Below are 26,354 nucleotides of genomic sequence, written 5' to 3'. Positions count from 1 at the left end.
CCTACTTTTCTTTGCGGCGGCAAAGAAAAGTAGGTGCCGCCCCGCACAGGGGCGACGCTTGAAGCGCGAAGGCAAAGCGCGGATGCCAGCGAAAAGGCAAACGTACAGGGGCGACGCGTGAAGCACGCTAACAAATCGCGGATGCCAGCGAAAAGGCAAGAACACTAAACCAGCGCCGCAAGCAAAACCCACCTACCTCTTAACAAACCTCAAGGTAGCATCAACGATCATAGCGCGATGCCTCGCCCTGAGCCGTGAATGAGAAGGATCCCGCCCGAAGGCATTCCCAAAAGTATGCCGATTGGCAATCCGATGAAAGCACAACGAACTGATCAACAGATGCAGATCAATCGGATCGATATCATCACGAAAATCCCCTGAAGCAACGCCTCTCGCAAGAAGATCTTCAATAGTATGAATCACAGTCGCATTACGATTCTTGAAGGTCTTGACCTGCTCGATATACTTCGCCCCGTGAATATTCTCGATCGTCACGAGCCGCACGAAGTCGCGATGTTTATCATGATAGTCAAACGTAAACTCAACGAGACTACGCAGCCCGTCCACGGGGCTCATATCGCTGACCTTCAGGTCCTGCTCGAGCGCGCGAATATCGCCATACACCTTCTCGAGCACGGCCTCATACAACCCTTCCTTGCTACCGAAGTAGTAGTACAGCATGCGCTTCGTAGTGTTGGTGCGCTCCGCAATAGCGTCGACACGCGCACCCGTGAGTCCCATCGACGAAAACTCCTGCGTGGCCACCTCGAGGATGTTGCGCTTCGTCTCTTCGGGATCGTATTTGCGCCGTGGTTCGGAGGGTTCGTTCGGGGTCTCGTTTTGCTCGGGCGCGATAGCTCGGCTTCCCTTTTTCATTGTGTGTTCCGGCGGCGATGACGTTTCATTCTAGCATGCCGAAATCACCCGCCAGCGCGGCCTGGCGGCATGCCCAGCATCGCTGCGCGCCCCTTGCGGCCGCGCTGCCAGAAGGGTTCAGCCCGGGCGCCGCGAACGGTCCGCGAGCGCATCGCGCGTCTGCATCGCCGTGTATGTCAGCTGCGCGGCAGCGAGGCCCAGCGCGCCGAACGTGTGCGTGAGGCCGAACGCCGCGAACGCGTCAGGCACGGGCCGCTCGCCCGCGATCGCCGCCGCCAGCAGTTCTCCCGATACCGTGGTCGGCGCCATCCCATGTCCGCCGAAGCCGACCGCGTACCAGACGCCGTCCGCGCTCTGGCCAATCTGCGGCATCTTGTGCCGCGCGTAGCTCATCAGGCCGCCCCACGCATGGTCGATGCGCACGTCGCGCAACTGCGGATACACCTTCAGCAGATCGCGGCGCAGCAGCCGTGCAATCGCCTCGGGCTCGCGTTCCAGGATCGAGATGCGTCCGCCCCACAGAATGCGCGTGTCGGGCAACGGCCGGTAGTAGTCGAACGCGAAGCGCGTGTCATAGACGGCGCACCGGCAGTCGATCGCATCGGCGAGCCGCGCGCCGAGTGGCTCGGTTGCCATCACGTAGGTCGCAATCGGCAGGACGGCACGCTCGACGCGTCGATAAACGTTGCGCGCATAGCCGCCGCCCGCCATCACGACGTGCCGGGCGTCGATCGATCCTTGCGCCGTCCCGACCACGAACCCGGCGCCTTGCCTGCGCAGCGACGCGACAGGCGACTGCTCGACGATCCGCACGCCGGCCGCCTCCGCCGCGCGCGCGACACCCAGCACGTACTTCAGCGGATGAAAGTGAAACGCATTGCGCTCGAACAGCCCGCCGTGATAGCGCGTGGTCTTCAGCTGCGCGGCGAGTTCGGCGGCGCCGAGGGGCTCCCATTCGACGCCGAACGTGTCCTTCATCAGTCGGCGCTGGCCGTCGAGGCGCGACGGGTCGTCGAACCAGTTCGCGAGGATCACGCCCGCGTCCGTCGCGTCGCAGGCGATCGCGTAGCGCTCGATGCGCGCGCGCATCAGGTCGACGGCGTCGATCGTCAGCGCGTACAGTTCGCGCGCCCGCTCCGGGCCGAGAATCTTCAGCAGATCCGCGCAGTCGAGACTGTAGCCGCCGAACACGAAGCCGCCGTTGCGGCCCGACGCGCCATAGCCGACCTGGTTCGCTTCGACCACGACGACGTCGCGCACGCCGCGCTCGGCCAGTCCGAGCGCCGTAGACAGGCCCGCCAGCCCGCCGCCGACAATGCAGACGTTCGCGCTCAGGTTTCCGGCCAGTGCAGGGCGCACGGGCCGCTCGACGGTCGCTTCGTAGTAGCTTTGCATAAGGTTCAGGAGGCTGGGTCGTCGCGTCGCCGGAATCCGGCGGGCACGGGATGCGTGGAGTGCGCGGCCATGTTACTCAACTTCACCCGGTCGTCGTATTCGGTATTCCAGGGAGATCGCGCTGGCGGAAGGGCCGCGCGGAGGTTGCATCGGCATCGAAGCAGCGGCCGTCTTTACCCTTGCGCGGCGCGAAAAACCCGGCGCCATGCGGCAAAAGATGCCGCCTCGTCGCGTCCGCGCGACGGCTGTGTTGCGTGCCGTACTCACCCGATCAAGTCGTTGCGTCACCTGACCCTCACAACCCGTTGTTACGCGTTAGACTGACATCAGTCGAGGTTAATGTGGTCAGGCATCTGCAAGGAGACGCCGCCATGAATCGGCCACTACGGTTTCCGCTACGCGCAATCGGTACCACGTCCGCCTGGAAGTGGTTCAAGTGGCTCCTTTTCGCCTCGTTTCTCGTGGCCGTCGCCCTCGGCGTGCGCTTTGTTCAGATCGAAATGGACACGTCGCGCTTGCAGGCGCGCTATCTGTCCGAATTGACGCGCGATGTCGGGTTTACCGTCTCCGAAGGCCCGAGCGACAACATCCGCTTTCCAACCGACGGCCCCTACGACATCCGGCTCGGCTACGCGCTGCTTCCAGCATTCGAACGCCGTCTGAAAGAACGCGGCTTCTCGGTCGCGTCGCAGGCGCGCGATTCGGAACGGATGGCGTCGCTCGCCGACGACGGCCTTTTCATTCCCTACGAAGAAAAGGATCAGGCGGGGCTGATGCTGTATGACTCGACGGGCGCGCGCCTGTTCGGCTCGCAGTATCCCGCGCGTGCGTATGACGATTTCGAGTCAGTGCCGCCGGTGGTGGTGTCGGCGCTGCTGTTCATCGAAGACCGCCATCTGCTCGACCCCGACCAGCCGAACCGCAATCCCGCCATCGACTGGGGACGCTTCAGCCGCGCGCTGATGGATCAGGGCCTGCGGGTCTTCAACCACAACCAGGCGCAGCCCGGCGGCAGCACGCTCGCCACGCAGATCGAGAAATTCCGCCATTCACCCGGCGGCCGCACGGCGACGCCGAAGGAAAAGCTGCGGCAGATCGCGTCGGCGTCGGTGCGGGCGTATCTCGACGGCCCGCGCACGATGCCCGCGCGCGAGCAGATCGTCGTTCGCTATCTGAACTCGGTGCCGCTCGCCGCGCAGCCCGGCATCGGCGAGATCAACGGTATCGGCGACGGGCTCACGGCGTGGTACGGCCGCGATTTCGCCGAAGTCAACCGCGTACTGAAAGCGCCGCCCACGCCCGACAACCTCGCCGAACAGGGCCTCGCGTTCCGTCAGGTGCTGTCGCTGATGATCGCGCAGCGCGGGCCGTCGCACTTCCTGCTGCGCAAGAACGACGATCTCAATGCTCTGACGGAAAGCTATCTGCGCCTGTTTGCCGCGAACGGCGTGATTACCCCGGAATTGCGCGACGCCGCGCTGTCGCAACAACTCGTGCTGACGCGCGCGAAACTCGCGCCACCCGAAGGCTCGTACGTCGAGCGCAAGGCGGTGACGTCGCTGCGCACGCATCTGCTGTCGTCGCTTGGCGTGTCCACGCTGTACGACCTCGACCGGCTCGATCTGCGCGTCACGTCGACGATGAACAACAAGGTCCAGCAGGACATCAGCGACCGGCTCGCCGCCGCGACGACGAAAGATGGCGCGCAGGCAGCCGGCCTCTATGGCTTCAACATGCTGCAACCGAAGGACGACCCGTCGAATATCGCCTTCAGCTTCACGCTGTTCGAAAAGCGCGACGGCGCGAACCTGTTACGCGTGCAGACGGACAGCGTGAACCGTCCGTTCGATATCAACTCCGGCGCGCGCCTGAATCTCGGCTCGACGGCCAAGCTGCGCACGATCATCACGTATCTGCAGATCATGCAGGACCTGCATGCGCGCTATGGGGAAATGAGCGTAGAAGAACTGCGCGCCGTGAAGCCGGAACGCGAAGACGCGTTGACGCGCTGGGCTGTCGATTACTTCATGCACACGAAGGACCATTCGCTTACCGCGATGCTCGATGCGTCGGTCGAGCGCAAGTATTCGGCCAATGCGGGCGAAACCTTCTACACGGGCGGCGGCGCGCAAACCTTCACGAACTTCGAGGCCGACGAGAACTCGCGCATTCTCACCGTGCATCAGGCTTTCCAGCATTCGGTGAATCTCGTGTTCGTGCGGATGATGCGCGACATCGTCCACTATGAAACGATCAGGACGTCCGGCCCGTCGTCGCAATGGCTCGACGATCCCGCCACGCGCAACATGTATCTGACGCGCTTCGCCGATCAGGAAAGCCGCGTCTACATGAACCGCTTCTACACGAAGTATCACGGCAAGACGCAGGATGAGATGCTCGCGATCCTGCTGCGCGGCGTGCGCAAGTCGCCGCCGAAAATCGCGACCGTGTTGCGCAGCGTGCGGCCCGATGCATCGCAGGCCTGGTTCAACGACCAGATGCGCGCCGCGTTGAAGAACACGCCGAAAGCGAATCCGCCCGACGACGCGCTCGCGAAGCTCTACGAAAAGTACGCCATCGACAAGTTCAATCTGAACGACCGCGCGTATATTTCGAGCGTGCATCCGCAGGAACTGTGGCTCGTCAATTATCTGCGCGAGCATCCCGACGCGAACGCGAACCAGGTGATGGATGCGAGCCGCGACGTGCGCGTGGATTCGTACAAGTGGCTGTTCAAGACGCGCTATCACGCGACGCAGGATCGGCGCATCCGCCGCATGGTCGAGCAGCATGCGTACGATGCGATCGCCAGATCATGGCAAGCGCTCGGCTATCCGTTCTCGCATCTGACGCCGTCCTATGCGGCGGCGATCGGCGCATCGGGTGACCGGCCCGCGGCGCTCGCGCAGCTGATCGGCGTGATCGTGAACAAGGGCAATCAGGCGCCGACGCAAAGCCTGAGCGAACTCGAGTTCGCGAAGGGCACGCCGTACGAAACCCGCTTCGTGCGCGCGACGCCGCAGCCTACGGAAGCGATCTCGCCGGAGATCTCGCGCGTCGCGCAGACGCTGTTGCGCGACGTCGTTGCGGGCGGCACGGCGAGGCGCCTCGCGGGCGGCATCACGTTTCCGAACGGCAAGACGCTGGAGGTCTACGGCAAGACGGGGACGGGCGATCAGCGTTTGAACATCTACGCGAAAGGGCGCAGGCTGATCGAGTCGCGCAAGGTCAATCGCACGGCGACGTTCGTATTCGCGATCGGCGACCGCTTCTTCGGCACGCTGACGGCTGTCGTGCATGAACCGTACGCGAAGCGCTACGACTTCACGAGCGCGCTGGCCGTGCAGTTGCTGAAGTCGATGGCGCCCGGGTTGCAGCCGCTGCTCGACGAGCCTGCTTCGAAAGACACGCCGAAAGTGGCCGCAAGCACGGTGCCGAAGGATCAATAACTCACATCGGTGGCGGGCTTCAGGAAGAGTTCGTGCATCGGCGCGAAGTGCGCGTAGAGCGGCAGGATCGCGCCGCCCATCGCGCGCGCGTCAGAGCCGATCGTGCCTTCGAGCAATTGCGGGCGCACAATGCCTTCCCATTCGAATTTGTCGAGCACGCGCTCCGTGCGGCGAATGATCTCGCGCACCAGTTGCCGGTCCACTTCGCCGTCTATCACCACCGCTTCGAGATCGAGCAGCGCCGCCGCGTTTGTCAATGCGCCCGCAATCGCGGGACACGCGGTGTCGAGCCATTGCTCGGTGAGCCGCCACAAGTCAGGTGACAACGCGCGATGATCGTGCGCGGCAGTGGCAGGCGCGCCCGCATCGACGAACAGCTTTTCGAGCACGAAGCCCGATGCCGCGTGCAGCAACTGCTGCGCTGGCTGACGCGCGTTGCCGCTCATGATGGGTATCGAGCCGACCGCGCCCGCGTTGTCGTGCGGCCCGCCATGCAGGCGTCCGTCGATCACCAGTCCGCCGCCGATGAAGGTACCGACGAACAGATACAAAAAGTTATGGATGCCGCGCCCCTGGCCCATCACCAGTTCGGCGGCGCATGCGGCTGTCGTGTCTTTTGCGAACTCGACGGGCAGGCCCGTCATCGACGCGATGCGCGCGCGGATGTCGATGTCGTTCCACGCATCGAGCGCTTCGCGCGGCGCGCCGAGAAAATCGCGCCAGCCGCCGAGCCACAGCGGCGCCGCCACGCCGACGCCGACCACTTTCTCGCGTCGCGCGCCGAGCGCCTCGTTGATGCGCGCGAGCTTGCTTTCGAGCGCGGGGAACAGCGTGCGCGGATCGGGATACGCGTACTCCTGCACTTCGCGGCAGCAAACGCGCCCGAGAAAATCCATCGCGAGCACATCGAGGCTGCGCCGTCCGACCTTCACGCCGATCGTATAGGCGCCTTCCGCGCGCAACGCGATGGGCACGGAAGGCTGCCCGATGCGTCCGCGCACGCGTGCCTGCTTTTCGAGCAGACCATCGTCGATCAATCGCTCGACGATCATCGACACGGTCTGCATCGACAGACGCGTGAGCCGGCCCACGTCGGCTTTCGGCAGCTGGCCATGCAAACGGATCGCCTGCAGCACGATGCGTTCGTTGAACTGCCGCATGCCGACCTGGTTCGAGCCGACTGTGCGTTTCAGCGGTGAGCGAGTGCCCGTATCCATCGACGGTGTCCGGTTACGCGTGGCGGTTCGTCATGCAATGGCCCGCACGTCGGCCTGTTTCGCGCCCGTCATGATCGCGACAGCATCCGACATGTGGATGTCGTTCTTGTTAACAAGCGCCGCGCGCCGTCCGAGCCGTTGAATGTGAATGCGGTCCGCGATTTCGAACACATGCGGCATGTTGTGACTGATCAGGATGACAGGCAGGCCGCGGTCGCGCACGCGCCGGATCAGCTCCAGCACCATGTTGCCTTCCTTCACGCCGAGCGCCGCCGTCGGTTCGTCGAGAATCACGACGTGCCGCGCGAAGGCCGCGCTGCGCGCCACCGCGACGCCCTGGCGCTGACCGCCCGAGAGGGTTTCGACGGCCTGGCGCATCGAGCGGATGCCGATCTGCAGGTCCTTCATCGCATTGGTCGCTTCTTCGAGCATGCGGCGCTTGTCGATGATCTTGAAGATCTTGCCGCGCCAGCCCGGCTTCACGAGTTCACGCGCGAGAAACAGGTTCTCCGCGATGCTCATGGCGGGTGCTACCGCGAGATCCTGATAGACCGTTTCGATGCCTTGCTGGCGCGCGTCGAGCGGGCTGCGGAACTTGACCGCTTTGCCGTCGAGCAGCAGGTCGCCTTCATCGGGTACGAGCGCGCCCGAGAGCGCCTTGATGAGGGATGACTTGCCCGCGCCGTTATCGCCGATCACGGCCATGATTTCGCCGGGCATCACTTCGAAGTCGCAGCCGTCGAGCGCGGTGACCTGGCCGTAGCGCTTGATGAGACCGCGCGCTTGCAGAACGGGCGTCGTGCCGTTGGTGGAAGAGGGGGTTGTCGACATCACAGGCTCCTTCGAATAACGATCAACGTGCGCCGCGGCGCGACAGCTTGTCGGCGGCGACTGCGAGAATCACGAGAATGCCGGTGATCAACACCTGGTACACCGACGACACACCCATCAAGGTCAAGCCATTGCGGAACACGCCGACAATCAACGCGCCCAGCAGCGTGCCCGCAATCGAGCCGCGTCCGCCGAACAGACTCGTACCGCCCAGCACGACGGCCGTGATGCTGTCGAGGTTCTCCGTTTGTCCCGCTTGCGGATCGCCGACACCCGTGCGTGACACGGAGAGCAGCGCAGCGATGCCGTAGAGCGCGCCCGCCAGCGTGTACACCGTGATCAGGATGCGTTGCGCGGAAAGGCCCATCAGGCGCGCGGCTTCCGGGTTGTTGCCGAGCGCGTAGAGGTGACGGCCGGGCACCGTGTCGCGCAATACGAACCATGTGCCGAGATACATCAGCAGTGTGAGCACGGTGCCGTAGGTGACGGTGGCCGGCCCGAGATTGAAGGTGTTGCCGAAGAACATCATTGCGTCGGGCAGATTCGATACGCTCTCCGCGTTCGAATAGAGCTGCGTGGCCGCGAAGGCGATATTCAACGTGCCGAGCGTGACGATGAACGCGGGCAGCTTGATGCGCGTGATCAGCACACCGTTGAGCAAGCCGAACAGCATGCTCGCACCGACGCCGCAAGCGATCGCTATGACGGGTGGCACGCCCATCACGACGGCGAATTTCGTCATCACGATCGAGCCGAACGCCATCAACATCCCGCACGACAGATCGATGCCGCCCGTCAGCACGATCAAGGTTTGACCGATGGCGATGACGGCGACCACCATCGTCTGCTGCATGATTAGCGACAGGTTCTGGAATGACAGAAAGCGGTCGCTCTGCGAGATGAAAAAGATGCACGCGAGCACGAGCGCGACGAGCGGACCCGCTTCGGCAAGCGATGGCAGATGATCCGCGAACCGGCGATGGTTGTGAGCGGGGGCGGTAGGAGTCGACATGATGTGTTTCCTTCGAAGCAATGCGTGGCCTGCGCGCGGTACACGTACGCCACGCTCACGCTGGAGAACTTGCGGAAGACGCGCGCCGTGCGCGTCCCCGTGACTGCTCAGTTAGTGCCTGGTTACTGCGTGCTTACTTGTTGCCCCAACAGTTGTCGAGGCCGAACTTCGTGTCCTTGCTGTCGACACCGCCTTGCGGCTTGTCGGTAATCAGCGTGACGCCCGTGTCGTGATAGCCAGAGACCTTCTTGCCCGTCTTCGCGTAGTCGACGCCTGCCTGCACGCCGAGCTCGGCCATCTTCAACGGATACTGCTGCGAGGTCGCGGCAATGGCTCCGGCCTTCACGTTGCGTACGCCTTCACAGCCGCCGTCGATCGACACGATCATCACGCTCTTGTCCTTGCCGGCAGCTTTCAGCGCGCGATACGCGCCTGCCGCGGCCGGTTCGTTGATCGTGTAGACGACGTTGATGTCGGGTGCTTTCTGCAGACAGTTTTCCATCGCCGTCTGGCCCTTCGACTGGTCGCCGCGCGTGTCCTGGCTGCAGACGATCGACGGATCGCCTTCCTTCACGCCCATGCCCTGCAAGAAGCCGTTGTGACGCAGCACGCCGACGGACACGCCGGGCGCAAGATCGAGTGTCGCGATCTTTGCGGGCTTGCCGCCGAGCGAGGCCTTCGCATACTGGCCGATCAGCACGCCTGCCTTGAAGTTGTCGGTGGCGAAGAGGGCGTCGGTGGCTTCCTGCGGGTCGGTCGGCGTATCGAGCGCGATGACGAGCGCGCCTGCCGCACGTGCCTTCTTGATGCTCGGCACGATCGCCTTCGTGTCGCTCGGCGTGATGAGGATCGCCTTTGCGCCCGCCGTGATCATGTTCTCGATGGCCGTGACCTGCGCCGCGTTGTCGCCGTCGAACTTGCCGGCGGCCGTCAGCAGCTTCGCGCCGTCTTTCTGCGCGGCGGATTCCGCGCCTTGCTTCATCTTGACGAAGAACGGGTTGGTGTCGGTCTTCGTGATCAGGCCGACGACGGGCTGATCGGCCGCGAGACTGGCGCTCGCGCACCACAGCGCAGACGCAGCGACGCACGCAGCGGCGATGCCCTTGACGATGGGTTGCGTGCGGGACGCGCGGCGCAGTTGCCTGCGGGAAATCGGGTTCATGGGACGCTCCTCCGGATGATTGACAACGACGTTGTGATCAGCGGTCGATTCAGCTGCTGGCTGTGCGCCGATCGCGCCTTCTTGTGCGTTCGCCGGACTTTGGATTTGCCGGTGACGCGGGACTTACTAAATCAACTGGTTTTAGTTAGTACAGCAGCGAGCGTCTCGAAAATCAAGGTTTGGTTTTGCTGCGGCGCGGGGGCGGGTAGTTGTTGCAATACCCGAAAAGGCTTGTACGACAAGGCTTTCCGCGAGTGGCGACCGCACGCGCGGGCTGGTCGAGATTGGGGTAAATCAGGAGTGAACTAACCTGCCGATTAACATCTTTTGCTCGATTAATGGGCAAATGCTCGGGAATGGCGCGATTTAGTGGCTGTCAGGACCGCCACTTGCTCCAGTAAACCCAAGGTCCGGCCGCAACAACGCGAGCGGAGGTTGAAGTGAACAGGACGCGCAATCGCGCGCTGCATTTCGTCGCGACGCATCCCGCGCGCTTCGCGTTGCAGGTGGTCAAGGCGTTCCGAAAGAACCAGGGGCTGCTGCTCGCGGGCGCGATCGCCTATTACGCGCTGCTGTCCATCGTGCCGCTTTTGATTCTGGTCGCCATCGCGTTCAGCCACTTCGTCGGCGAAAAGCTCCTGCTCGATACGCTCGCGCGTTTGCTCGAATGGCTGGTGCCGGGACAGTCGCGCGCGATCGTCAGAGAACTTGCCAACTTTCTTGCGCACCGCACGGTGATCGGCTGGTTTCTCGTCGTCACGATGATCTTCTTCAGTTCGCTCGCATTCACGGTGCTGGAGAATGCGCTGTCGATCATCTTCGTGCATCGCGTTGCGATCCGGCGCAGGCATTTTCTACTGTCGGCGATCCTGCCTTATCTGTTCAGTCTTTCGCTGGGAATTGGCGTACTGCTCGTGACACTCGTATCCAGCAGCCTTCAGTCCGTCGCGAGCGACAGCGTCGTGCTGTTCGGTCACACCATTTCGCTGACGGGCGCCACGCGCATTGTGTTGTATCTGTTCGGTCTTGCTGGCGAGATTTTCGTGCTGACAGCAATCTACCTGGTGATACCGGCGGGACGCACGACGTTGCGGCATGCGCTATTCGGCGCAGTCGCGGCCGCCGTGTTATGGGAAGGCACGCGGCGCGTGCTGGTGTGGTACTTCGCGACGCTATCGCAGGTGAGCGTCGTCTATGGATCGCTGACGACGGCCATCATCGTGCTGTTCAGCCTCGAAGCACTGGCGACGCTGATGCTATTCGGCGCGCAACTGATCGCCGAATACGAGCGGCTCAATGCCGGTCCGATAGAGCCTGCCGCGCAGCCATTTGTCACGAGCTAGAGAGGCAATAGCGAAGCACGTCGCGGCCGTAGCGAAATCGGCGCGATGCGGTTAACGGCAGCAAATTCGAGAACTTTAGAACCATTTGAATCCATGTTCTATTGCGTCTTTTAATCCCCAGAAGAATGCGCGGTGGTCACAGCTTCGTCATGACCCGCCGACGATAATCCCGTCGCCCGTCAAATTGACAAATTCAGAGCGGGCAGCACTGCCACATAGCAGTGACAGACCACGGGGAATACCACATGACCATCCGTCACCGCATCACTCTACTGGTGGTGTTGATGCTGGTCGCCTTGTCGGCGATCGGCGGATACGCTGTCTATCAGACTCGCGGCAGCGCCGCAGACGTCCGGCAAGTGACGCAAGGCGTCGTGCCGAGCGCGCTGGCTTCCGCTGACCTTGTCTCGCAGGTCAAGGACGTGCAGCTCGCGACGATGACACTCGTCTATTCGCCCGACGCGAACATGGTCGAGCAGGCGCAAAAAGAACTCGCCGCGAAAGAGAAATCGCTGCGCGAAGCACTCGACGTGCAGGCGAAAGCGGCGGCGAGCCATGCGCAGGAAGGGCTCGTCACGCAGGCGCGCGACAGCCTCGCCAACTACTTCGCGGCTATCAACGACACCGCGAAAATGAAGGCCGAAGGCAAGAACGATCTCGCGCAAGCCTATCTGTTCGCGAACGTCGCGCAGTACCGCGATGAACTCGAAGGCATCGTCGAAACGCTGCGAATCGAAAAGAACCGCCAGAAAGACGAAGCCATCGACGCATTGAATACGGGCCTTGCGACGACCACCACGGCGATTGGCAGCGCATCGGGTGCGGCAATTCTTGTGCTGATCGCAATTGGCCTGCTGCTATACCGGCAGATCACGCGACCGCTTTCGCGCATGCAGGAGATGATGAGCGAGATCGCATCGAGCCAGGACTTCACGCGTCGCGTGCCCGTGGGCCGCATGGATGAGATCGGTCATTCGATCGTCGCATTCAACGGCATGATCGAAAAGATCCAGCAAAGCTCCGCGCAACTGAAGCAGAAGACCGCCGATATTCAGGCGATGTTGCAGAACATGCAGCAGGGCATTCTGACGGTTGTCGAAGACGCGAAGATTCACTCGGAGTACTCGGCCTATCTGGAAGAGATCTTCGAAACGAAGGATATCGCCGGGCGTGCGCTGATGGACCTCGTATTCGGCGACAGCGACCTGGGTTCGGATACCGTGTCGCAAGTCGAAGCAGCCGTGCTGGCGTGCATCGGCGAAGACAGTATCAACTTCGAGTTCAACCAGCATTTGCTCGTCAACGAGCTGACGCGCAAGATGCCCGACGGCCGCGTAAAAACGCTTGATTTGAGCTGGTCTGCGATCACCGACGAAAGCGACACGGTGATGCGCCTGATGCTGTGCGTGCGTGACGTGACCGAGTTGCGCCAGCTTGCCGCAGAAGCGGGCGAACAGAAACGCCGCCTCGAAATGATTGGCGAAATTCTCGCGGTGAGCGAGGAGAAGTTCCACCATTTCGTTGAGAGTGCAACGGGCTTCATTAACGAGAACGAGCGCATCATCCGTCAGCATGCACAGGTCAACGAGCCGGCTGTCGCGGAACTGTTCCGCAACATGCATACCATCAAAGGCAATGCGCGGACCTACAGCCTGCAGCATCTGACCAGCATCGTGCACGAAACCGAGCAGCGTTACGACGCATTGCGTCAACCCGAAGCGGCGCACGAATGGGATCAGGAACAACTGATTGTCGAACTGGCGCGCGTGAAAGAAGCGCTGCAGCACTACGCGACGATCAACGAAGTGAGCCTCGGCCGACGCAAGGCGGGTCGTGTCGGCAGCGCCGAACGTTATCTGATGGTGGATCGCGAGCATATTCAGGAAAGCCTGCGCCTGCTCGATGCGGCGAACCCGGCTGACATGCTCGATCTGCTGACGGCGCGCGATTCGGTGCGCAGAACATTGCGCCTGCTTGGTACGGAGAAAGTCGAAGAGGCGCTCGCCGGCGTGCTGCACTCGTTGCCCTCGCTTGCCGCCGAGCTTGGCAAGGCCGTGCCCGCCGTGCGTATCGACGACAACGGGTATCGCGTTCGCACGCAGGCGGGCAGCACGCTCAAGAACGTGTTCATGCACCTGCTGCGCAATTCCGTCGATCACGGCATCGAGCCCGCCGCGCAGCGTCTCGCGCTCGGCAAGCCGGAAGCGGGTGTCATCGATATCGAAGTGGGCGTCGCCGAAGGCGCATTGCAGATCACGTTGAGCGACGATGGACGCGGTCTCGCGCTGTCGCGTATTCGCGGCATCGCGGCCGATCGCGGCTGGCTTCAGCCCGATTCGCAATTGAGCGACGAAGCGGTGGCGGAATTCATCTTCCGTCCGGGCTTCTCGACTGCGCAGAACGTGACGGAAGTGTCGGGGCGCGGTGTCGGCATGGATGCGGTGCGGGATTTCATCCGGCGCGAGGGCGGACGCATCGAGTTGCGTTTCACTGACGATCATGCGGGCGCGGACTTCCGTCAGTTCCAGACGATCGTCTATCTGCCGGAGAACTGCGCTGTCGATAGCGTCGGCACGTCGATGCATGACGCCGCGCAAACAGTGAGTTCGATTCAGGCGAATGCACATTTCGAATAGCACGACGGGGACAGGCTGTGGTTGATCAGTATGTGATTGCGGCTGCCCTGGCGGGCGTCGCGTGGGGCGCGCTGGCAGGTTTGTTCGTGCATCGCTGGTGGTACCGGAAGCGGGCGGCAACGCAACAGCAGACTACGCTCGATACGCAGAACACCGTGCTCGCGCAGGCCGAAGAGCGTCACGCCGCCGAGGTCCGGCAGCACGAGCAGCAGGCGCGCGAACTGCACGCGCTCGTCGATACGCTGCGCGACGATCTCGCGCAGCAGTCGGTGTCGGCGGACGAAGCGCGCGAAGCACTGAACGCCCTGCATCTGCAAAAGGACGAATGGCTGCAACAGGCGACGCGCCTCTCAACGGAGGCGGGACGCCTGCGGCATCTGTCCGCCACGTTCGAGCGCTGGCACGAGCAGATGATCTCGCTGATGGCGCAGAACCACGACATGCACGCGAAGAACAATGAACTGTCGTCGATTGTTCGTCACGTGCTGATCGTTTCGCTGAATGCGTCGATTGAAGCGGCGCGCGCGGGCGCAGCGGGGCGCGGCTTCTCGATCGTCGCAAGCGAAGTGCGCGCGCTTGCGGCACGCTCGCAGGAACTGTCGAAGAGTTATCACGACAGCCTGAATCGCAATGACCTGATCACGACGGCCACGTTTCAGGACATTCAGGCGGGCGGCAAGATGATTGCGGCGTCGCTGGCGAGCGTCGAGTCGCTTGCCGGTCAGATTCAATCCCGGTTAGAGCAGGCGACGACGTGATCAGTCAGCAAGCGAAAGACAGTATCGAGCGGATCTTTTTGCATTCCGCGCGCACGCGTTTACCTGTCGATTCCAGCGACGCCTGCGAAATCACGGCACTCGACGCGCAGCAGGCCAATACCGCGCTCGCGAGCCATATCGTCGTTCTGACCATTTCATCGATCGCATTCCGCTTTCTGCTCGTGCTGCATTTCAACGATGACCAGGCGACGCGCGACTACTATCTGCGCGAGTCGGAAGAACGCTCGTTGGCGGAAGCACTGATGGAAGTCGGCAATCTGTGTTGTGGCGCGATCAATCAGCAATTGGTCGAGTTCTTTCCGGACCTAGGGATGTCGACGCCTTATAAATTGAGCGGCGCTTGCGTGCCTTATCTGACGGAGTTGAAGCCGGGCTATCTCGCGGCTTTTCGCGTGAGCATCGGCGCAAACGTACAACTGGGCGCGACGCTGTGCATATGCGCGAGTTCGCCCGTCGATTTTGTCGCGTATGTGAACGAGGCCGAGGAGAGCACGGGTGAACTCGAACTCTTTTGAATGCTTCTGAGCAGCGCAGAGAGCACATTTTCAATCAATGCGCCGTATGAAAGGCGCTACGGGGTAAGCAATGGCTAAGGTTCTGGTAGTGGACGATTCGAGCACGGTGCGTGATGAAGTCGCGGGTTTTCTCAGGAAGAATGGTCTCGATGTCGATACCGCGGTGGACGGCAAGGATGGTCTCGCGAAGCTGAAGGCGTCGCCCGGCATCCGTCTCGTGGTCAGCGACGTCAACATGCCGAATATGGACGGCCTGACGATGGCTGAAAAGATTCGCGGCGAACTGGCCAATGCGAGCGTCAACATCATCATGCTGACAACGGAAAGCAGCCCTGCAATGAAGGAACGCGGCAAGGCGGCAGGTGTGAAGGGCTGGATCGTGAAGCCGTTCAAGGGTGACGCGGTGCTCGAAACGTTCCGCAAGCTGGCCAGCTGACGGCTTGGCGCGGCATGGACGGGCCGCCGCGTCGGGGGGCGCGTCGGTCCATTCATGTCGTGCGGATTGTAGCGATTCCTTGAAAGATCTATTCGAGCCTCACGTATTTATCGGCGGCGGTCGCGCTTCTACACTCTGTTCAACGGTTGCAGAACATCCGTTCTCGCGCAACCCAACAGACAGATCCGGAGGTAGTCGCCATGAAATCACTCGGTCAATTCGTTGTCGTCGCCGCTCTTGTCGGCGCACCTCTGGCTGCATTCGCGCAGAGCAATCAACCAGTGACGCGCGCACAGGTGCGCGAAGAACTCGTGCAATTGCATAACGCCGGTTACAGCCCGCTCGACGATCGCAATAGCTATCCCACGCATATTCAGGCTGCCGAAGCGCGTCTGGCTGCACAACAGGCCGCTTCGACCCAACAAAGCGGATTGGGTGGCGCGGCGAATGGCGTGTCGGAAGCGGGCGTGCGCGCCGATGCGAATGGCATCACGTTCTCGCATCATTAACAGTTGTTTGCGGGGCGGAGTAGGCAGACCCGCTGACTGCAGCCAGTTCTTGAGTCAACCATAAGGCCGGAGCCTGTCACATACAGGCTCCGGCCTTTTTGCATTCGCTCATCGCGCATAGCATTGAGGCAAATTGGAAAAAAGAAGTAGTGAATGTGAATTTATTGTTTTCCGCATCGGATGCAATTCTAGAAACGAGGGCGTTTTGCACAGAGTGACGCTCGAGAAAGAAAGTCCATTTCTTCAGTAGAACGACAACGCGCCAATTCCGATTTGCGTGTCAGCGCTTTCGGACGTGGAACTTAAAAGTCTTATGGATAGCGTGAGTAATTGGACAGTCAACATCGATGCAAGCCAATTGACATTTGTCGTACACCAGATAAATCCTGGCAATTGGGGCCTCGATTGGACACTCTGGGGCAATCAGGCAGTACAACGACGCGCGCGTGTCTTTTCATGTAATAGATGAACTCTAGCCATATATGACCGGTCCATGGCATAGTGCCGGTATCTTCAATCAGGAGTTTCAATATGGCTACACTCGAAGCACTTCAGGCAAAGATAAAAAAGCTTCAGGCCCAGGCGGAAGCCATTGCGTCGCAAAAGTCGACGGTGGCGCTCGAAGGCATTCGGGCACTGATGGCGAAGCACAATCTGACTACGGCTGATATCGACGCGCATCTCGGTCGCAAAAAGCGTGGCCGTCCTTCGTTGAAGTCGGCAGGCGTGCAAACCAAAGGCGTAGCCAAATACTCCGATCCTAAAACGGGTGCAACCTGGACGGGGCATGGCCGTGCGCCGGCATGGATTGCGGCTGCGAAAGACCGTTCCAAGTACCTGGTGGCGGGCGCGTCTGCAGCGGTTACCACGGGCGTCGCCGTAAAGCACGGCACGGGTAATGGCCAGCCGAAGGGACCGCAACCGGCGAAGTATCGTCACCCCGAAACGGGCGCGACATGGAGTGGCCGTGGCCCTGCACCGGCATGGCTGGCGGGCGAAAAAGACCGTAGCAAGTTCCTGGTCGCCGGAGCAAAAGCGGCGAGCTTGAATGGCGTTGCGAAAAAGAAGATTGGCGCCAAAAAGGCAGGAAGAAAGCCGCGCGCGTAAGAACGACGAAAAGAATCAGGAAGGGGCGGGACTGCGTTCTCGCCTCTTTTTCGGCAAAAGAATCTTTGCCTGATGGCAAAGTCGGCACGCTTTTGCCGAACATATTGGCGAATACATAAGGCCGGGGCACAGCATTTTTATGCGTGAGCCATTGCGGCTCAATTGCTCATCGATGGGTGCCGCCCGTTTTCGGCGGCACCGCACGCGCCGTCCTTGCCTTCCGGCGCGCGCTCCCTTCTTCAATGTGGCTTATGAAAGTCGAGCGTCTCCAGTTCGACCGACTGCCCCCCATTTCGTTGCAGCACACGCCTCGCTGCGTCCTCGATTGTCTTGCGATTACCCTCGAACGTCGTGATCAGATCGTGCGACGACGTACCCGTATTGCCGAAGTGGCTGTTCAGGGCGTCGATTGATACGCTGCACCATACCTCTTTTCCTTCGACGGTCGCTTCGAATGCGACTCGCGATGCGGCCACGACGTGCCGGCGGCTGGTGAATTCGATGGTCATTTGATTTCTCCGTGAGTGCCAGATGAAATTCACGAACGCTCGCTGGCGCCGGCTTCCGGGCGATGTCTTCGCGGTCCAGGGCCAGGCGGCGCGGTGTAGGGCGCTCGCTTCGGTGCTGCGCAGCAAGGAACGATCCAGTCCGGCTCCTGCCGAATCCGTTGGGGGCGAGTGACGCCGGGGATCGGGATCGTTCTCCCATGATAGGCCGCGAACGGCGCAAAAGCCGGGAAACTACTGATCCGGCGCGCCCGTCATCTGTGCGATGAGTTTTTTCGTCGCGGGCGAATGCTCGAATTTGCGGAAAACGGCCGCGACTTCCGATGCGATCGGCTCGCCCGCCAGCGTCTTGAAGACGACATTGGGCAGATTGATGACCCGCGTCAGCACATTTGGCACGATGGCGACGCCCACGCCGACGGAAACCTGGGTCAGCACGGCCAGCAACGTGCCGGGCGCGCTGACGATGCGCGGGTTGAACCGGCCGCGCCGCGCGATTTCCCGCGTGCCCAGTTCCTGTTCGGGGACGACGAAGCTCTCGCCCGCCAGCGCGCGCGCCTTGATCGGCCCTGTGGCAGCCGCCAGCGGATGCTCGGCAGGCAGCGCCGCGCAGAACGCATCGCGCGCCAGCACGTGAGCGCGCAGCGACGGCGGCAGATCCACCGGCAAGCGCACGAACGCGACATCGACGCGGCCTTCCTCCAGCAGCGCGGGTAGCTCGCCCATCGGGTGTTCGGTGGCCTGCACAAGCACGTGCGGCCGGGCTTTACGGAACGCGCGCAACTGTTTCTGCAAGATGCCGGAAAAAGCCGCCGAGCCGACATACCCGATATGAATACGCCCCAGCTCGCCGCGTCCGGCCCGCTGGCCGACGTGCAGCGCCCGCTCGAACTGCGCGACAGTCTCGCGCGCTTCGGCGAGAAACGCTTCGCCGGCGGGCGTCAGCGCAACCGAGCGCCGCGTGCGGCGAAACAGCTGTGCCTGCAATGCGCGCTCCATCTCCTGGATTTGCACAGTAAGCGTAGGCGGCGCAATGCCGAGCGCTTCTGCAGCCTGCGCGAAATGCAGTCGCTCGGCGACGGCGATGAAGTAACGCAGATGCCTCAGCTCCATGACGCGATGCTTCCGTGTATTAGGTAGAAGCTAATTATATTGAACACGACGGGCAATGAACGGAATAGAGAAAGCTGGTGGAATACAGGCTTCCTTTCCGCAGGTTTCCCGCCGGGTCCGTCCGATGAGCTCGATTACCGCTTCCCGCTCCGTCTCTCGCGGCACGCCGCTGCTACTCATCGCGTCGATGGGGTGCGCGATGACGGTGCTCGACACCAACGTGGTCGGCATCGTCCTGCCCACCATCGCGCGCGATCTCAACGCTTCTTTCGCCGATATCGAATGGGTGATCAGCGCGTATGTGTTGTGCTTCGCCGCACTGCTGTTGCCCGCTGGGTCGCTTGCCGACCGCTATGGGCGCAAGCGCGTGTTTTTGACGGGCATCGCGCTGTTCGCGGCCTCGTCGCTCGCATGCGGCGTTGCGCCGTCGGCTGAGTTGCTTTACGTCGCGCGGGCTGCGCAAGGCGTCGGTGCCGCCTTCCTGCTCGCGCCGGCGCTCGCCATCATCGGCCACGCGTTTCATGACGAGCGCGAACGCGCGCGAGCCTGGGCGGTGTGGGGCGGCATCATGGGGCTGACGATGGTCCTTTCGCCGCTGATTGGCGGCGTCATCAATGCGTGGCTCGGATGGCGCTGGGCATTCGCGATCAACGTGCCGATCTGCGCGCTGCTGGCGACGGGCGTCGTGCGGATCGTCGACGAATCGCGTGATCCGACGCCGCGATCGCTCGATCTGCCCGGTATTGCACTTTTTGCCTCGGCGATGTTCTCGCTGACGTGGGCGCTGATTCTCGGACCTGACCGCGGATGGCTGAGCACAGAGGCGCTGTCCCGCGCATGCGCCGGCGTGATCCTTTTCGCGTTGTTCGTATGGGTGGAAAGCCGGCGCGCGCATCCGATGCTCGATCTCGCGCTGTTCCGCTCGCTGCCGTTCGTCGGCGCAATCGTGGCGATGTTTGCTTATGCATCGTCGGCGCAGGTCATGGCCTCGCTATTGCCGCTATTTCTGCAAAATGCGCGTGGCGAAAGCGCGCTGGTCGCGGGCGCGGGCATGCTGCCTTTCGCGCTTGCGATGCTGATCTTGCCGCAGCTAGGTCGCAAGCTCGCGGCGTACATGGACTCGCGCCAGATTCTCACGCTCGGTCTCGCGGTGGTCGCATGCGGCAATCTCGCGATGATGGTCGCCGCGCGCAGCGCCAGTCACGCATGGCTGATCGTCGCGATGGCGCTGCTCGGCAGCGGCGGCGGCCTGCTGAACGGCGAGACGCAGAAGGCGATCATGGGCACGGTGCCGCGCGAACGCGCGGGCATGGCGTCGGGCATCAGCACGACCTCGCGATTCACGGGCATTCTGCTCGGCTTCTCGGGGCTGGGAGCCGTGCTGGCAGAAGGGGTGCGTTCCGCGCTGACGGCGCAGATGACACAGACTCATCTGCCCGTCGTGCAAGGCTTTACCGAGCGTGTGATGGCGGGAGACTTCTCGCGTGCGTTTGCGCTCTATTCGCCGGCATCGATGGATGTACTCGTTCATGTCGCACGGTCGAGTTACGGCGAAGGCTTTGCGCGCGCGTTTGCGGGCGCGGCGATCGTGGCGGCCGTGTCCGCGTCGATCGTATTCCTGTCGATGCGGCACAAGAAGCGTTGATGTCAGTTGATTGCGCAGGCGTGTACCGATTAGTATAAAAAGCTCTGTGTCATGAGCGTCCCGCCACGCGCAATTTTCAATGAACCGATATGAAGCACTCGCCAATACGATGGCGGCCGAAATACGCTCGGGCAGTCTTGCTGTCGGCGCGCGCATGCCTTCGCTGCGGCAGGTCATTGCGCAGCATGGCGTGAGTCAATCGACGGCGTTTCGTGCCTACTATCTGCTGGAAGAGTGGGGCCTCATTCGCGCGCAGGAGCGCTCCGGTTATTACGTCGCGCCGGGCGCAGCCGTTCGCGACACGCGGGAGGCGACCGCGAAGCGCGCGCTCACCGAGTCCGCGAAGGTCGATATTAGCGAGCTCGTTTTCAGCGTGCTCGAAGCGGCGAAGCATACGAATGTCGTGCCGTTAGGCTCGGCGTTTCCTTCGCCGATGCTGTTTCCATTGCAACGTCTTTCCAAATCGCTTGCACAAACATCGCGGACGATGAACCCGTGGAGTACCGTCGTCGATTTGCCGCCGGGTAACGAGGCTTTGCGCCAGCAGATCGCGCTGCGCTATCTCGGCATGGGCCTGTCGCAACCGCTCGATGAGATCGTCGTCACGAATGGCGCGCTCGAAGCACTGAATCTTTGCCTGATGGCCGTGACGCGTCCCGGCGACGTCGTGGCCGTCGAATCGCCCGGCTTCTATGCGGCGCTGCAGGCTATTGAAAGACTCGATCTACGCGCAGTCGAAATACCCGTCGATCCGCAAACCGGCCTCGACCTGGACGCGCTTGCGCAAGCGCTGGAAAAGCAGCCCATTCGCGCGTGCTGGTTCATGACGAATTACCAGAACCCGACAGGCGCGACGATGCCGGTGGAAAAGAAAAAGGCGCTCGTCGAACTACTGGCACGGTATGACGTGCCGCTGATCGAAGACGACGTCTATGGCGAGCTGCATTTTCAGGCGGATTATCCATTGCCCGCCATTGCTTTCGACCGGAAAGGACTCGTCATGCATTGCAGTTCTTTCTCGAAGACGCTCGCGCCGGGATATCGAATTGGCTGGGCTGCTGCTGGGAAGTTTGCGGAGAAAGTACAGCGCGCCAAACTGATGACGACGCTATCGGCGAGCATTCCCGTGCAGGCGGGTATCGCCGACTATCTTCAGCATGGCGGATACGACAGGCATCTGCGAAAACTGCGTGCCGCGTTGCGCGCGCAACTCGATGCAATGAATCTCGCGCTACGCCGCGCGATGCCGAAAGGCGTGAGGTGGACTTGTCCCTCAGGCGGCTATTTCGTGTGGCTCGAATTGCCCGAGCACGTCGATGCATTGACGCTGCACAGGCAGGCGATCGAACAGGGCGTCAGCGTGGCGCCCGGGCCGATCTTTTCCGCGTCGCGCAACTTTCGGAATTGCGTGAGGCTGAACTTCGGGCATCCGTGGAATGCCGATATCGAACGCGCCGTGCAGGTGCTTGGCGGGTTGATCGCGCAGGCCACTTGAGCGCACAGCGCGAGCCTTAATGCGCGATCGTGACGGCGATTCTGGCGAATGCAAACAGAAGCCCGCCGAAGCACAGCGCGAGCACGACGGCCATCACGGGCAGCAGCGGCAGCTTGACGGTCGCGAGATCGGCTTCGTGCGCAGCGCCACGCCGCACGCCGAAGAAACTCCACAACACCATGCGCATCATGTTCAGTAAGCCCATTTCAGTTCTCCCGCTGGTTGCGTGAAGCCACGCGTTTTCATGGGTCAATCGTAGGCGGGCGCGGGCATGGGCGTAAGAAGCAGTTGACGGCGTTTCCTGCGTAGCAGTGGTGCGGCAGGCTGTCGCACTGGATATCGCTTTCGGGAAATATGACTTGCACCTGGTCCGACCAGGTAAAGGTTTCAATTCGATTTCAGCCTCGGCTCGCCTTCGGCCAATGCAGGAACGCCCATTGCGCGCCTTCATGCGCTCACTCTCATAGGAGGCAAACATGGGCTCAATCAATCCGCAAACGCGCAGAACGGGTGGTGCCGATATTGTCGGCGGCGGCGTCGGTGAAGGTCCGGGGCCGGAGGTGATGGCTGCAGCGACGCTCGACGGAACGAAGGTGTATTCGTCCGATGCAGAACATGTCGGCAAGATTTCCGACATCATGCTCGACGTGCGCAGCGGGCGTATTGCATACGCCGTGCTGTCCGAGGGTGGCTTTCTCGGCATGGGTGCAACGCTGCACGCCATTCCGTGGAGTGCGCTCACGCTCGACACCGACCAGAAGTGCTTTCACGTCGATATCAGCGCGCAGATGCTGAAAGACGAACCGGGCTTCGACAAGGACCACTGGCCGAGCATGGCCGATTCCAGATGGGGCGAATCGCTGCATACGTATTACAACCGCGATCCGTACTGGGTTTCGCGTCGCGACTACATCGACCCCGACGTGCCGCCGACCGCGCATTGACGTGAGGCGCTAAAGCACGTTGAGCACGTCAAGGCTAAGCCGCGCATATAAATATGCGCGGCTTAGCCGCAAATACCACTCAGACCTTGACGGCGGAAGCGTCGTAAATCTCGTCGATGGCTTCAGCCAGCTTCGCGTTGAATTCGCTATCGCTCAGCTGCTTTTTCAGGTCATTGATGAGCGCCCGCGAAAAGCTCGCGATCATGCCGTGATTCTTTTCAAGCAGTTTGCACGCTTCAGTCCGCGTATAACCGCCCGATAGCGCCACGACGCGCAACACCCGCGGATGATCGATCAGCGGCTTGTAGAAATCGGCGACGTCGGGGATGGTCAGCTTGAGCATGACCTGCTTGTCGGCGGGCAGCGCGTCGAGGCCTTTGATGATCTCGTCGCGCAGCGTCTTCTCGGCGCCCGCCTTGTCGGGTGTCTTGATCGACACTTCGGGTTCGAGAATCGGCATGAGGCCGCCCGCGTCGATTTGCGCGCCGTACTCGAACTGCTGCTTGACCACGGCAGCAATGCCCGCAGGCGAATTCTGCTCGATGACCGAGCGCATCTTGGTGCCGAAGATGCCGAGCTTGCCCGCGCGCGCGAGCAATGCGTCGAGTCCGGGGATCGGCTTCATCAGCCGCACGCCGTCGCTTTCCGCTTCGAGTCCCTTGTCGACCTTGAGGAAGGGCACGACGCCGCGGTCTTCCCAGAGAAACGAAGGCACGGGCTTGCCTTGTGCCTGTCCGTCCATCGTGGCTTCGAAGAGAATCGCCGCGATGACCTTGTCGCCCGAGAATGCGGGGGCGGTGATGATGCGCACGCGCATTTCGTGGATCAGCTTGAACATTTCGGCATCGCCGTTGTAAGCGTTCTCTTCGATGCCGTACTGTCGCAATGCGCCAGGCGTGGAGCCGCCGCTCTGGTCGAGCGCGGCGATGAAGCCCGCCTTATCAGAAATCTGCGCCAACATTTTTTCATTTGCCACGGACGTTTCCCTCCTTGAACAACTGATTAGTGACCATGTGTTTCCGACCCGACAAGTGTAAGGCATTGCGGCGCACGCTCCTACACTGCGGGGACGGTGACCCATCGAACAGACAAGCGAAGAACGTTCCAGGTGTACTGGAGGATTCGCGTTTCGCGTGCGGCGCTACCCGCCGCGCGGCCGGTCACGGATGAACAGCTCCATGAAACCCGTCTGCGGATCGGCTTCGCGCGAGAACGCATGATCGGGTAGCAACGCGAGCAAAATTTCAACGGTCGTTCGCACGATGCACCCGCGCGCCACATGCCCGCCGAACACGCGGCCATTGGCGTCGGAGACCGACATGTGCAGATGCGCGCCGTCTGGCGCAACCGAACCGGCGAGCGTCAGGATTTCCAGGTCCGCGCGCAGTTCGCCCGGCTGGTCGATACCGGCGAATCGCAACTGCGCGACGCTCAGGCTGCCGATGCCCTGAACCACGAACGCGGCCGTCGCGCCGAGCTGGCGCACCGTGTCTTCCAGCGCGTCGCGGAGATCCTGGCCGGGTTGAAGGCGAAGAGGATGGGCTTGCATTGGCGGTCTTCCATTCGACGTTGCGACATCTCGAAGGCGCGCGTCGATCCTCATTGGCGCGGCCACGCCGCTAACATACAGTACCAGTAAGAACGGTGGCCAGGCCGCAATCCCGTGCGCGGGTGCGAAGGAAAGAACCTCATCATTCGGAAGCGCGCCCGCAAGGCGCGAACAGCGATGAAAGCGCTACTGCGAGCAATCGTCATGGTGGCCTGCGTGGCGGCCGCGATCGGCGTGCTGTTCATTCCGCTGCCGCGCGCACTCGATCTGTCGACGCGCATCGTCACCGTCATGCCGATCGCGCGGGAAAGCACTGCTGTTTTCGACTACGTGACGACGCCCGCGCATTGGCCCGCGTGGCATCCATCGTCCTTGTCCGTGACGGGTGCGACCGATCATTCGCTGGGTATCGGCGAGCGGACCACGGAGGAATTTCGCGTCGCCGGGCGGCGCGGCGAGGTCGTGTGGACGGTTGTCGAGCGCAAACGCCCCGAGAAATGGACGATCGACGGCACGATAGAAGGGCGCCCAGCCGGCACGGTCAGCTACGCGCTGACGCCCGACACGAACGGCAATGGCGGCACGGAGTTCGAGCGCACCTTCACGTACCGTTCGCCGACGCTCTGGTTCGCGTTGCTGAACGCGGTGCTGCTGCGCGCGAAGATCCAGGCCGAGTCGGACGAAGCCGTCGACCGGCTCAAGGACATTCTCGAAAAGCCCTAGCGTCAGTCATCACTCGGGCTCTGTCGGAGGCGCTTTGCGCCGCAGCGCCAGCGCGACGCCGCTCAACGTGAGCGCCATCGCTACGGCTTCTTTCCACCCAAGCGGCTCGCCCAGCGCGAGCGCCGCCGCGACGATGCCCATGATCGGCACCAGCAGCATGCCGATCGACGCGATCTGCGGCGGCAGGTGACGCAAGGTCGCGAACCACGCGAGATAGCACACGCCCATCGGCACGAGCGTCATATAGATCAGCACGGCCCAGCCGTCCGCGTGCAGCGACGCGAGTTGCGGGTGCTCGATCAGCAGCCCCGCGGCGATCATCGGCGCGCAGCCGAGTCCGACCTGCCACGCGACGAGGCTGATGGGCGGGACGGGAATCGGCGTGCGCGCGATCACGGTGCCGAGCGCGAACAGCACGGCCGCCAGCAGCGCGAAGGCGATGCCCGCGATCTTGCCCGCGTCGAACGCTACGCCGCGACCGCCGAGCAGCACGACGACGCCCGCGAGACCGAGCAGCAGCGCGAGAAACTCGACGGTGGACGGCCTGCGCGACAGGACCGGCCACGCGAGCAGCATGGCCCAGATCGGCATGGTGTAGACGAGCAGCGCGCCTTCGCTGACGCTCAGCCATTTCATCGAGAGCGTGGAAAAGCCCATCCACGCGAACACATTCGTGCATGCCGCGAGCAGCAGGCGCGGCACATACTCGCGCGGCACGCGTGGCCGCTCGCCCACGCAAACGGCGACCACGCCGAGCAGGACGGACGCCGTCACGCCGGCAACGCCGCGTGAAAACAGCGGCGGCCATTCGCGCAGCAGTACTTTCATGGCGGGCCAGTTGAGCGCCCATCCCGTTGCCGTAACCAGCAGATAGATGAGTCCCGTCCAGCGAGGATGCTTCATCGACTATTCGTATGAGTTCTTTTGAGAGCCTCGATCATACGAGGTTCTGTGATCACATGGATTTCTCCATTAGATGCAACGTGACATATGGCGCAAACGATTGCGATGTATGCTTGACGAAGCGGGCACGCGCTAGGCTGTTTCGTTCGTGCGCAAAGTTTTTGTCAGACGGAAACGCTGCGATTCGCGTCGTGCGAGTGCGCACGAAA

At 62.1% G+C, this 26,354-nt stretch carries 24 protein-coding genes; 12 read left to right on the top strand and 12 right to left on the bottom strand.

Annotation, left to right across the window (positions count from 1 at the left end; genetic code table 11):
• Positions 1–192: 192 nt before the first annotated feature.
• Positions 193–876 carry a TetR/AcrR family transcriptional regulator gene (locus BLT65_RS07200; protein ID WP_042312594.1) on the bottom strand — a complete coding sequence of 228 codons (684 nt, stop codon included), beginning with the start codon at positions 874–876 and terminating at the stop codon, positions 193–195.
• Between the two features lie 117 nt (positions 877–993).
• Complete coding sequence (locus tag BLT65_RS07195) at positions 994–2,271, bottom strand: NAD(P)/FAD-dependent oxidoreductase (RefSeq protein ID WP_091776496.1); 1,278 nt, start codon at positions 2,269–2,271, stop codon at positions 994–996.
• 371 nt (positions 2,272–2,642) lie between these two features.
• Here BLT65_RS07195 and BLT65_RS07190 point away from each other — a divergent pair, with 371 nt between their 5' ends.
• Positions 2,643–5,720: a transglycosylase domain-containing protein gene (locus BLT65_RS07190; protein WP_091776494.1), complete on the top strand. Its 3,078-nt coding sequence runs from the start codon at positions 2,643–2,645 to the stop codon at positions 5,718–5,720.
• Here BLT65_RS07190 and BLT65_RS07185 read toward each other — a convergent pair.
• The 4 genes from BLT65_RS07185 to BLT65_RS07170 all read right to left on the bottom strand — a co-directional run bounded on the left by BLT65_RS07185 (position 5,714) and on the right by BLT65_RS07170 (position 9,942).
• On the bottom strand, positions 5,714–6,937 hold the full coding sequence (locus BLT65_RS07185; protein ID WP_009769730.1) for an ROK family transcriptional regulator: 1,224 nt from the start codon (positions 6,935–6,937) through the stop codon (positions 5,714–5,716). The two genes, BLT65_RS07190 and BLT65_RS07185, sit on opposite strands and share 7 nt — an antisense overlap.
• A gap of 30 nt (positions 6,938–6,967) precedes the next feature.
• The gene (locus BLT65_RS07180) at positions 6,968–7,768 is read right to left on the bottom strand and encodes an ATP-binding cassette domain-containing protein (RefSeq protein ID WP_091776492.1); all 801 of its coding nucleotides are present in this window, start codon (positions 7,766–7,768) and stop codon (positions 6,968–6,970) included.
• Positions 7,769–7,790: 22 nt separating this feature from the next.
• A complete protein-coding gene (locus tag BLT65_RS07175; RefSeq protein WP_091776490.1) occupies positions 7,791–8,780 on the bottom strand; it encodes an ABC transporter permease in 990 nt (329 codons plus the stop codon).
• A gap of 133 nt (positions 8,781–8,913) precedes the next feature.
• Positions 8,914–9,942 (bottom strand): sugar ABC transporter substrate-binding protein, encoded by a 1,029-nt coding sequence (locus BLT65_RS07170; RefSeq protein ID WP_042312606.1) that lies wholly within the window; start codon positions 9,940–9,942, stop codon positions 8,914–8,916.
• Positions 9,943–10,382: 440 nt separating this feature from the next.
• Here BLT65_RS07170 and BLT65_RS07165 point away from each other — a divergent pair, with 440 nt between their 5' ends.
• The 7 genes from BLT65_RS07165 (at position 10,383) to BLT65_RS07135 (ending at position 17,267) form a co-directional block, all read left to right on the top strand.
• The gene (locus BLT65_RS07165) at positions 10,383–11,285 is read left to right on the top strand and encodes a YihY/virulence factor BrkB family protein (RefSeq protein WP_091776486.1); all 903 of its coding nucleotides are present in this window, start codon (positions 10,383–10,385) and stop codon (positions 11,283–11,285) included.
• A 245-nt stretch (positions 11,286–11,530) separates the two neighbouring features.
• Positions 11,531–13,921 (top strand): ATP-binding protein, encoded by a 2,391-nt coding sequence (locus BLT65_RS07160; protein ID WP_091776483.1) that lies wholly within the window; start codon positions 11,531–11,533, stop codon positions 13,919–13,921.
• Between the two features lie 17 nt (positions 13,922–13,938).
• Positions 13,939–14,679, top strand: coding sequence for a methyl-accepting chemotaxis protein (locus BLT65_RS07155; protein ID WP_091776481.1), 741 nt, complete (start codon positions 13,939–13,941; stop codon positions 14,677–14,679).
• Positions 14,676–15,215 (top strand): hypothetical protein, encoded by a 540-nt coding sequence (locus BLT65_RS07150; protein WP_091776479.1) that lies wholly within the window; start codon positions 14,676–14,678, stop codon positions 15,213–15,215. The genes BLT65_RS07155 and BLT65_RS07150 overlap by 4 nt, the downstream gene beginning before the upstream one ends.
• Before the next feature lie 70 nt (positions 15,216–15,285).
• Entirely contained in the window at positions 15,286–15,651 is a 366-nt protein-coding gene (locus BLT65_RS07145) for a response regulator (protein WP_007731984.1), read from the top strand.
• Positions 15,652–15,851: 200 nt separating this feature from the next.
• Positions 15,852–16,160, top strand: a complete 309-nt coding sequence (locus tag BLT65_RS07140; RefSeq protein ID WP_042312619.1) for a DUF4148 domain-containing protein — start codon at positions 15,852–15,854, stop codon at positions 16,158–16,160.
• 531 nt (positions 16,161–16,691) lie between these two features.
• Complete coding sequence (locus BLT65_RS07135; RefSeq protein ID WP_042312621.1) at positions 16,692–17,267, top strand: H-NS family nucleoid-associated regulatory protein; 576 nt, start codon at positions 16,692–16,694, stop codon at positions 17,265–17,267.
• A gap of 239 nt (positions 17,268–17,506) precedes the next feature.
• Here BLT65_RS07135 and BLT65_RS07130 read toward each other — a convergent pair whose 3' ends face one another.
• Both BLT65_RS07130 and BLT65_RS07125 read right to left on the bottom strand, forming a co-directional pair.
• Entirely contained in the window at positions 17,507–17,776 is a 270-nt protein-coding gene (locus BLT65_RS07130; protein ID WP_042312623.1) for a DUF1488 family protein, read from the bottom strand.
• Positions 17,777–18,007: 231 nt separating this feature from the next.
• Entirely contained in the window at positions 18,008–18,886 is an 879-nt protein-coding gene (locus tag BLT65_RS07125; RefSeq protein WP_091776477.1) for a LysR substrate-binding domain-containing protein, read from the bottom strand.
• 124 nt (positions 18,887–19,010) lie between these two features.
• Here BLT65_RS07125 and BLT65_RS07120 point away from each other — a divergent pair, with 124 nt between their 5' ends.
• Positions 19,011–20,531: an MFS transporter gene (locus BLT65_RS07120; protein ID WP_091776475.1), complete on the top strand. Its 1,521-nt coding sequence runs from the start codon at positions 19,011–19,013 to the stop codon at positions 20,529–20,531.
• Positions 20,532–20,610: 79 nt separating this feature from the next.
• Positions 20,611–22,026: an aminotransferase-like domain-containing protein gene (locus BLT65_RS07115; protein WP_091776473.1), complete on the top strand. Its 1,416-nt coding sequence runs from the start codon at positions 20,611–20,613 to the stop codon at positions 22,024–22,026.
• 16 nt (positions 22,027–22,042) lie between these two features.
• Here BLT65_RS07115 and BLT65_RS07110 read toward each other — a convergent pair whose 3' ends face one another.
• Positions 22,043–22,231, bottom strand: a complete 189-nt coding sequence (locus tag BLT65_RS07110) for a DUF2970 domain-containing protein (protein ID WP_007745548.1) — start codon at positions 22,229–22,231, stop codon at positions 22,043–22,045.
• A gap of 271 nt (positions 22,232–22,502) precedes the next feature.
• Between BLT65_RS07110 and BLT65_RS07105 the strand changes: the two genes are divergently transcribed.
• Positions 22,503–22,970 (top strand): PRC-barrel domain-containing protein, encoded by a 468-nt coding sequence (locus tag BLT65_RS07105; RefSeq protein WP_042312631.1) that lies wholly within the window; start codon positions 22,503–22,505, stop codon positions 22,968–22,970.
• A gap of 79 nt (positions 22,971–23,049) precedes the next feature.
• Here the strand turns inward: BLT65_RS07105 and BLT65_RS07100 are convergent, their stop codons facing one another.
• Together BLT65_RS07100 and BLT65_RS07095 are read right to left on the bottom strand one after the other, a co-directional pair.
• Positions 23,050–23,946, bottom strand: coding sequence for a fructose bisphosphate aldolase (locus BLT65_RS07100; protein ID WP_042312635.1), 897 nt, complete (start codon positions 23,944–23,946; stop codon positions 23,050–23,052).
• 165 nt (positions 23,947–24,111) lie between these two features.
• Positions 24,112–24,519 (bottom strand): PPC domain-containing DNA-binding protein, encoded by a 408-nt coding sequence (locus BLT65_RS07095; RefSeq protein ID WP_091776470.1) that lies wholly within the window; start codon positions 24,517–24,519, stop codon positions 24,112–24,114.
• A gap of 177 nt (positions 24,520–24,696) precedes the next feature.
• On the opposite strand from BLT65_RS07095, the gene BLT65_RS07090 reads away from it, so the two are divergent.
• Positions 24,697–25,242: an SRPBCC family protein gene (locus BLT65_RS07090; RefSeq protein WP_091776468.1), complete on the top strand. Its 546-nt coding sequence runs from the start codon at positions 24,697–24,699 to the stop codon at positions 25,240–25,242.
• 9 nt (positions 25,243–25,251) lie between these two features.
• On the opposite strand, the gene BLT65_RS07085 is transcribed toward BLT65_RS07090, so the two are convergent.
• Positions 25,252–26,145, bottom strand: coding sequence for a DMT family transporter (locus BLT65_RS07085; RefSeq protein WP_091776467.1), 894 nt, complete (start codon positions 26,143–26,145; stop codon positions 25,252–25,254).
• Between the last annotated feature and the right edge of the window lie 209 nt (positions 26,146–26,354).

This window comes from Paraburkholderia steynii (genome assembly GCF_900100565.1).
Classification (GTDB): Bacteria; Pseudomonadota; Gammaproteobacteria; order Burkholderiales; family Burkholderiaceae; genus Paraburkholderia; species Paraburkholderia terrae.
Note: the sequence above shows the minus strand (reverse complement) of the source record. Positions and strands in the feature narration are given on the sequence as shown.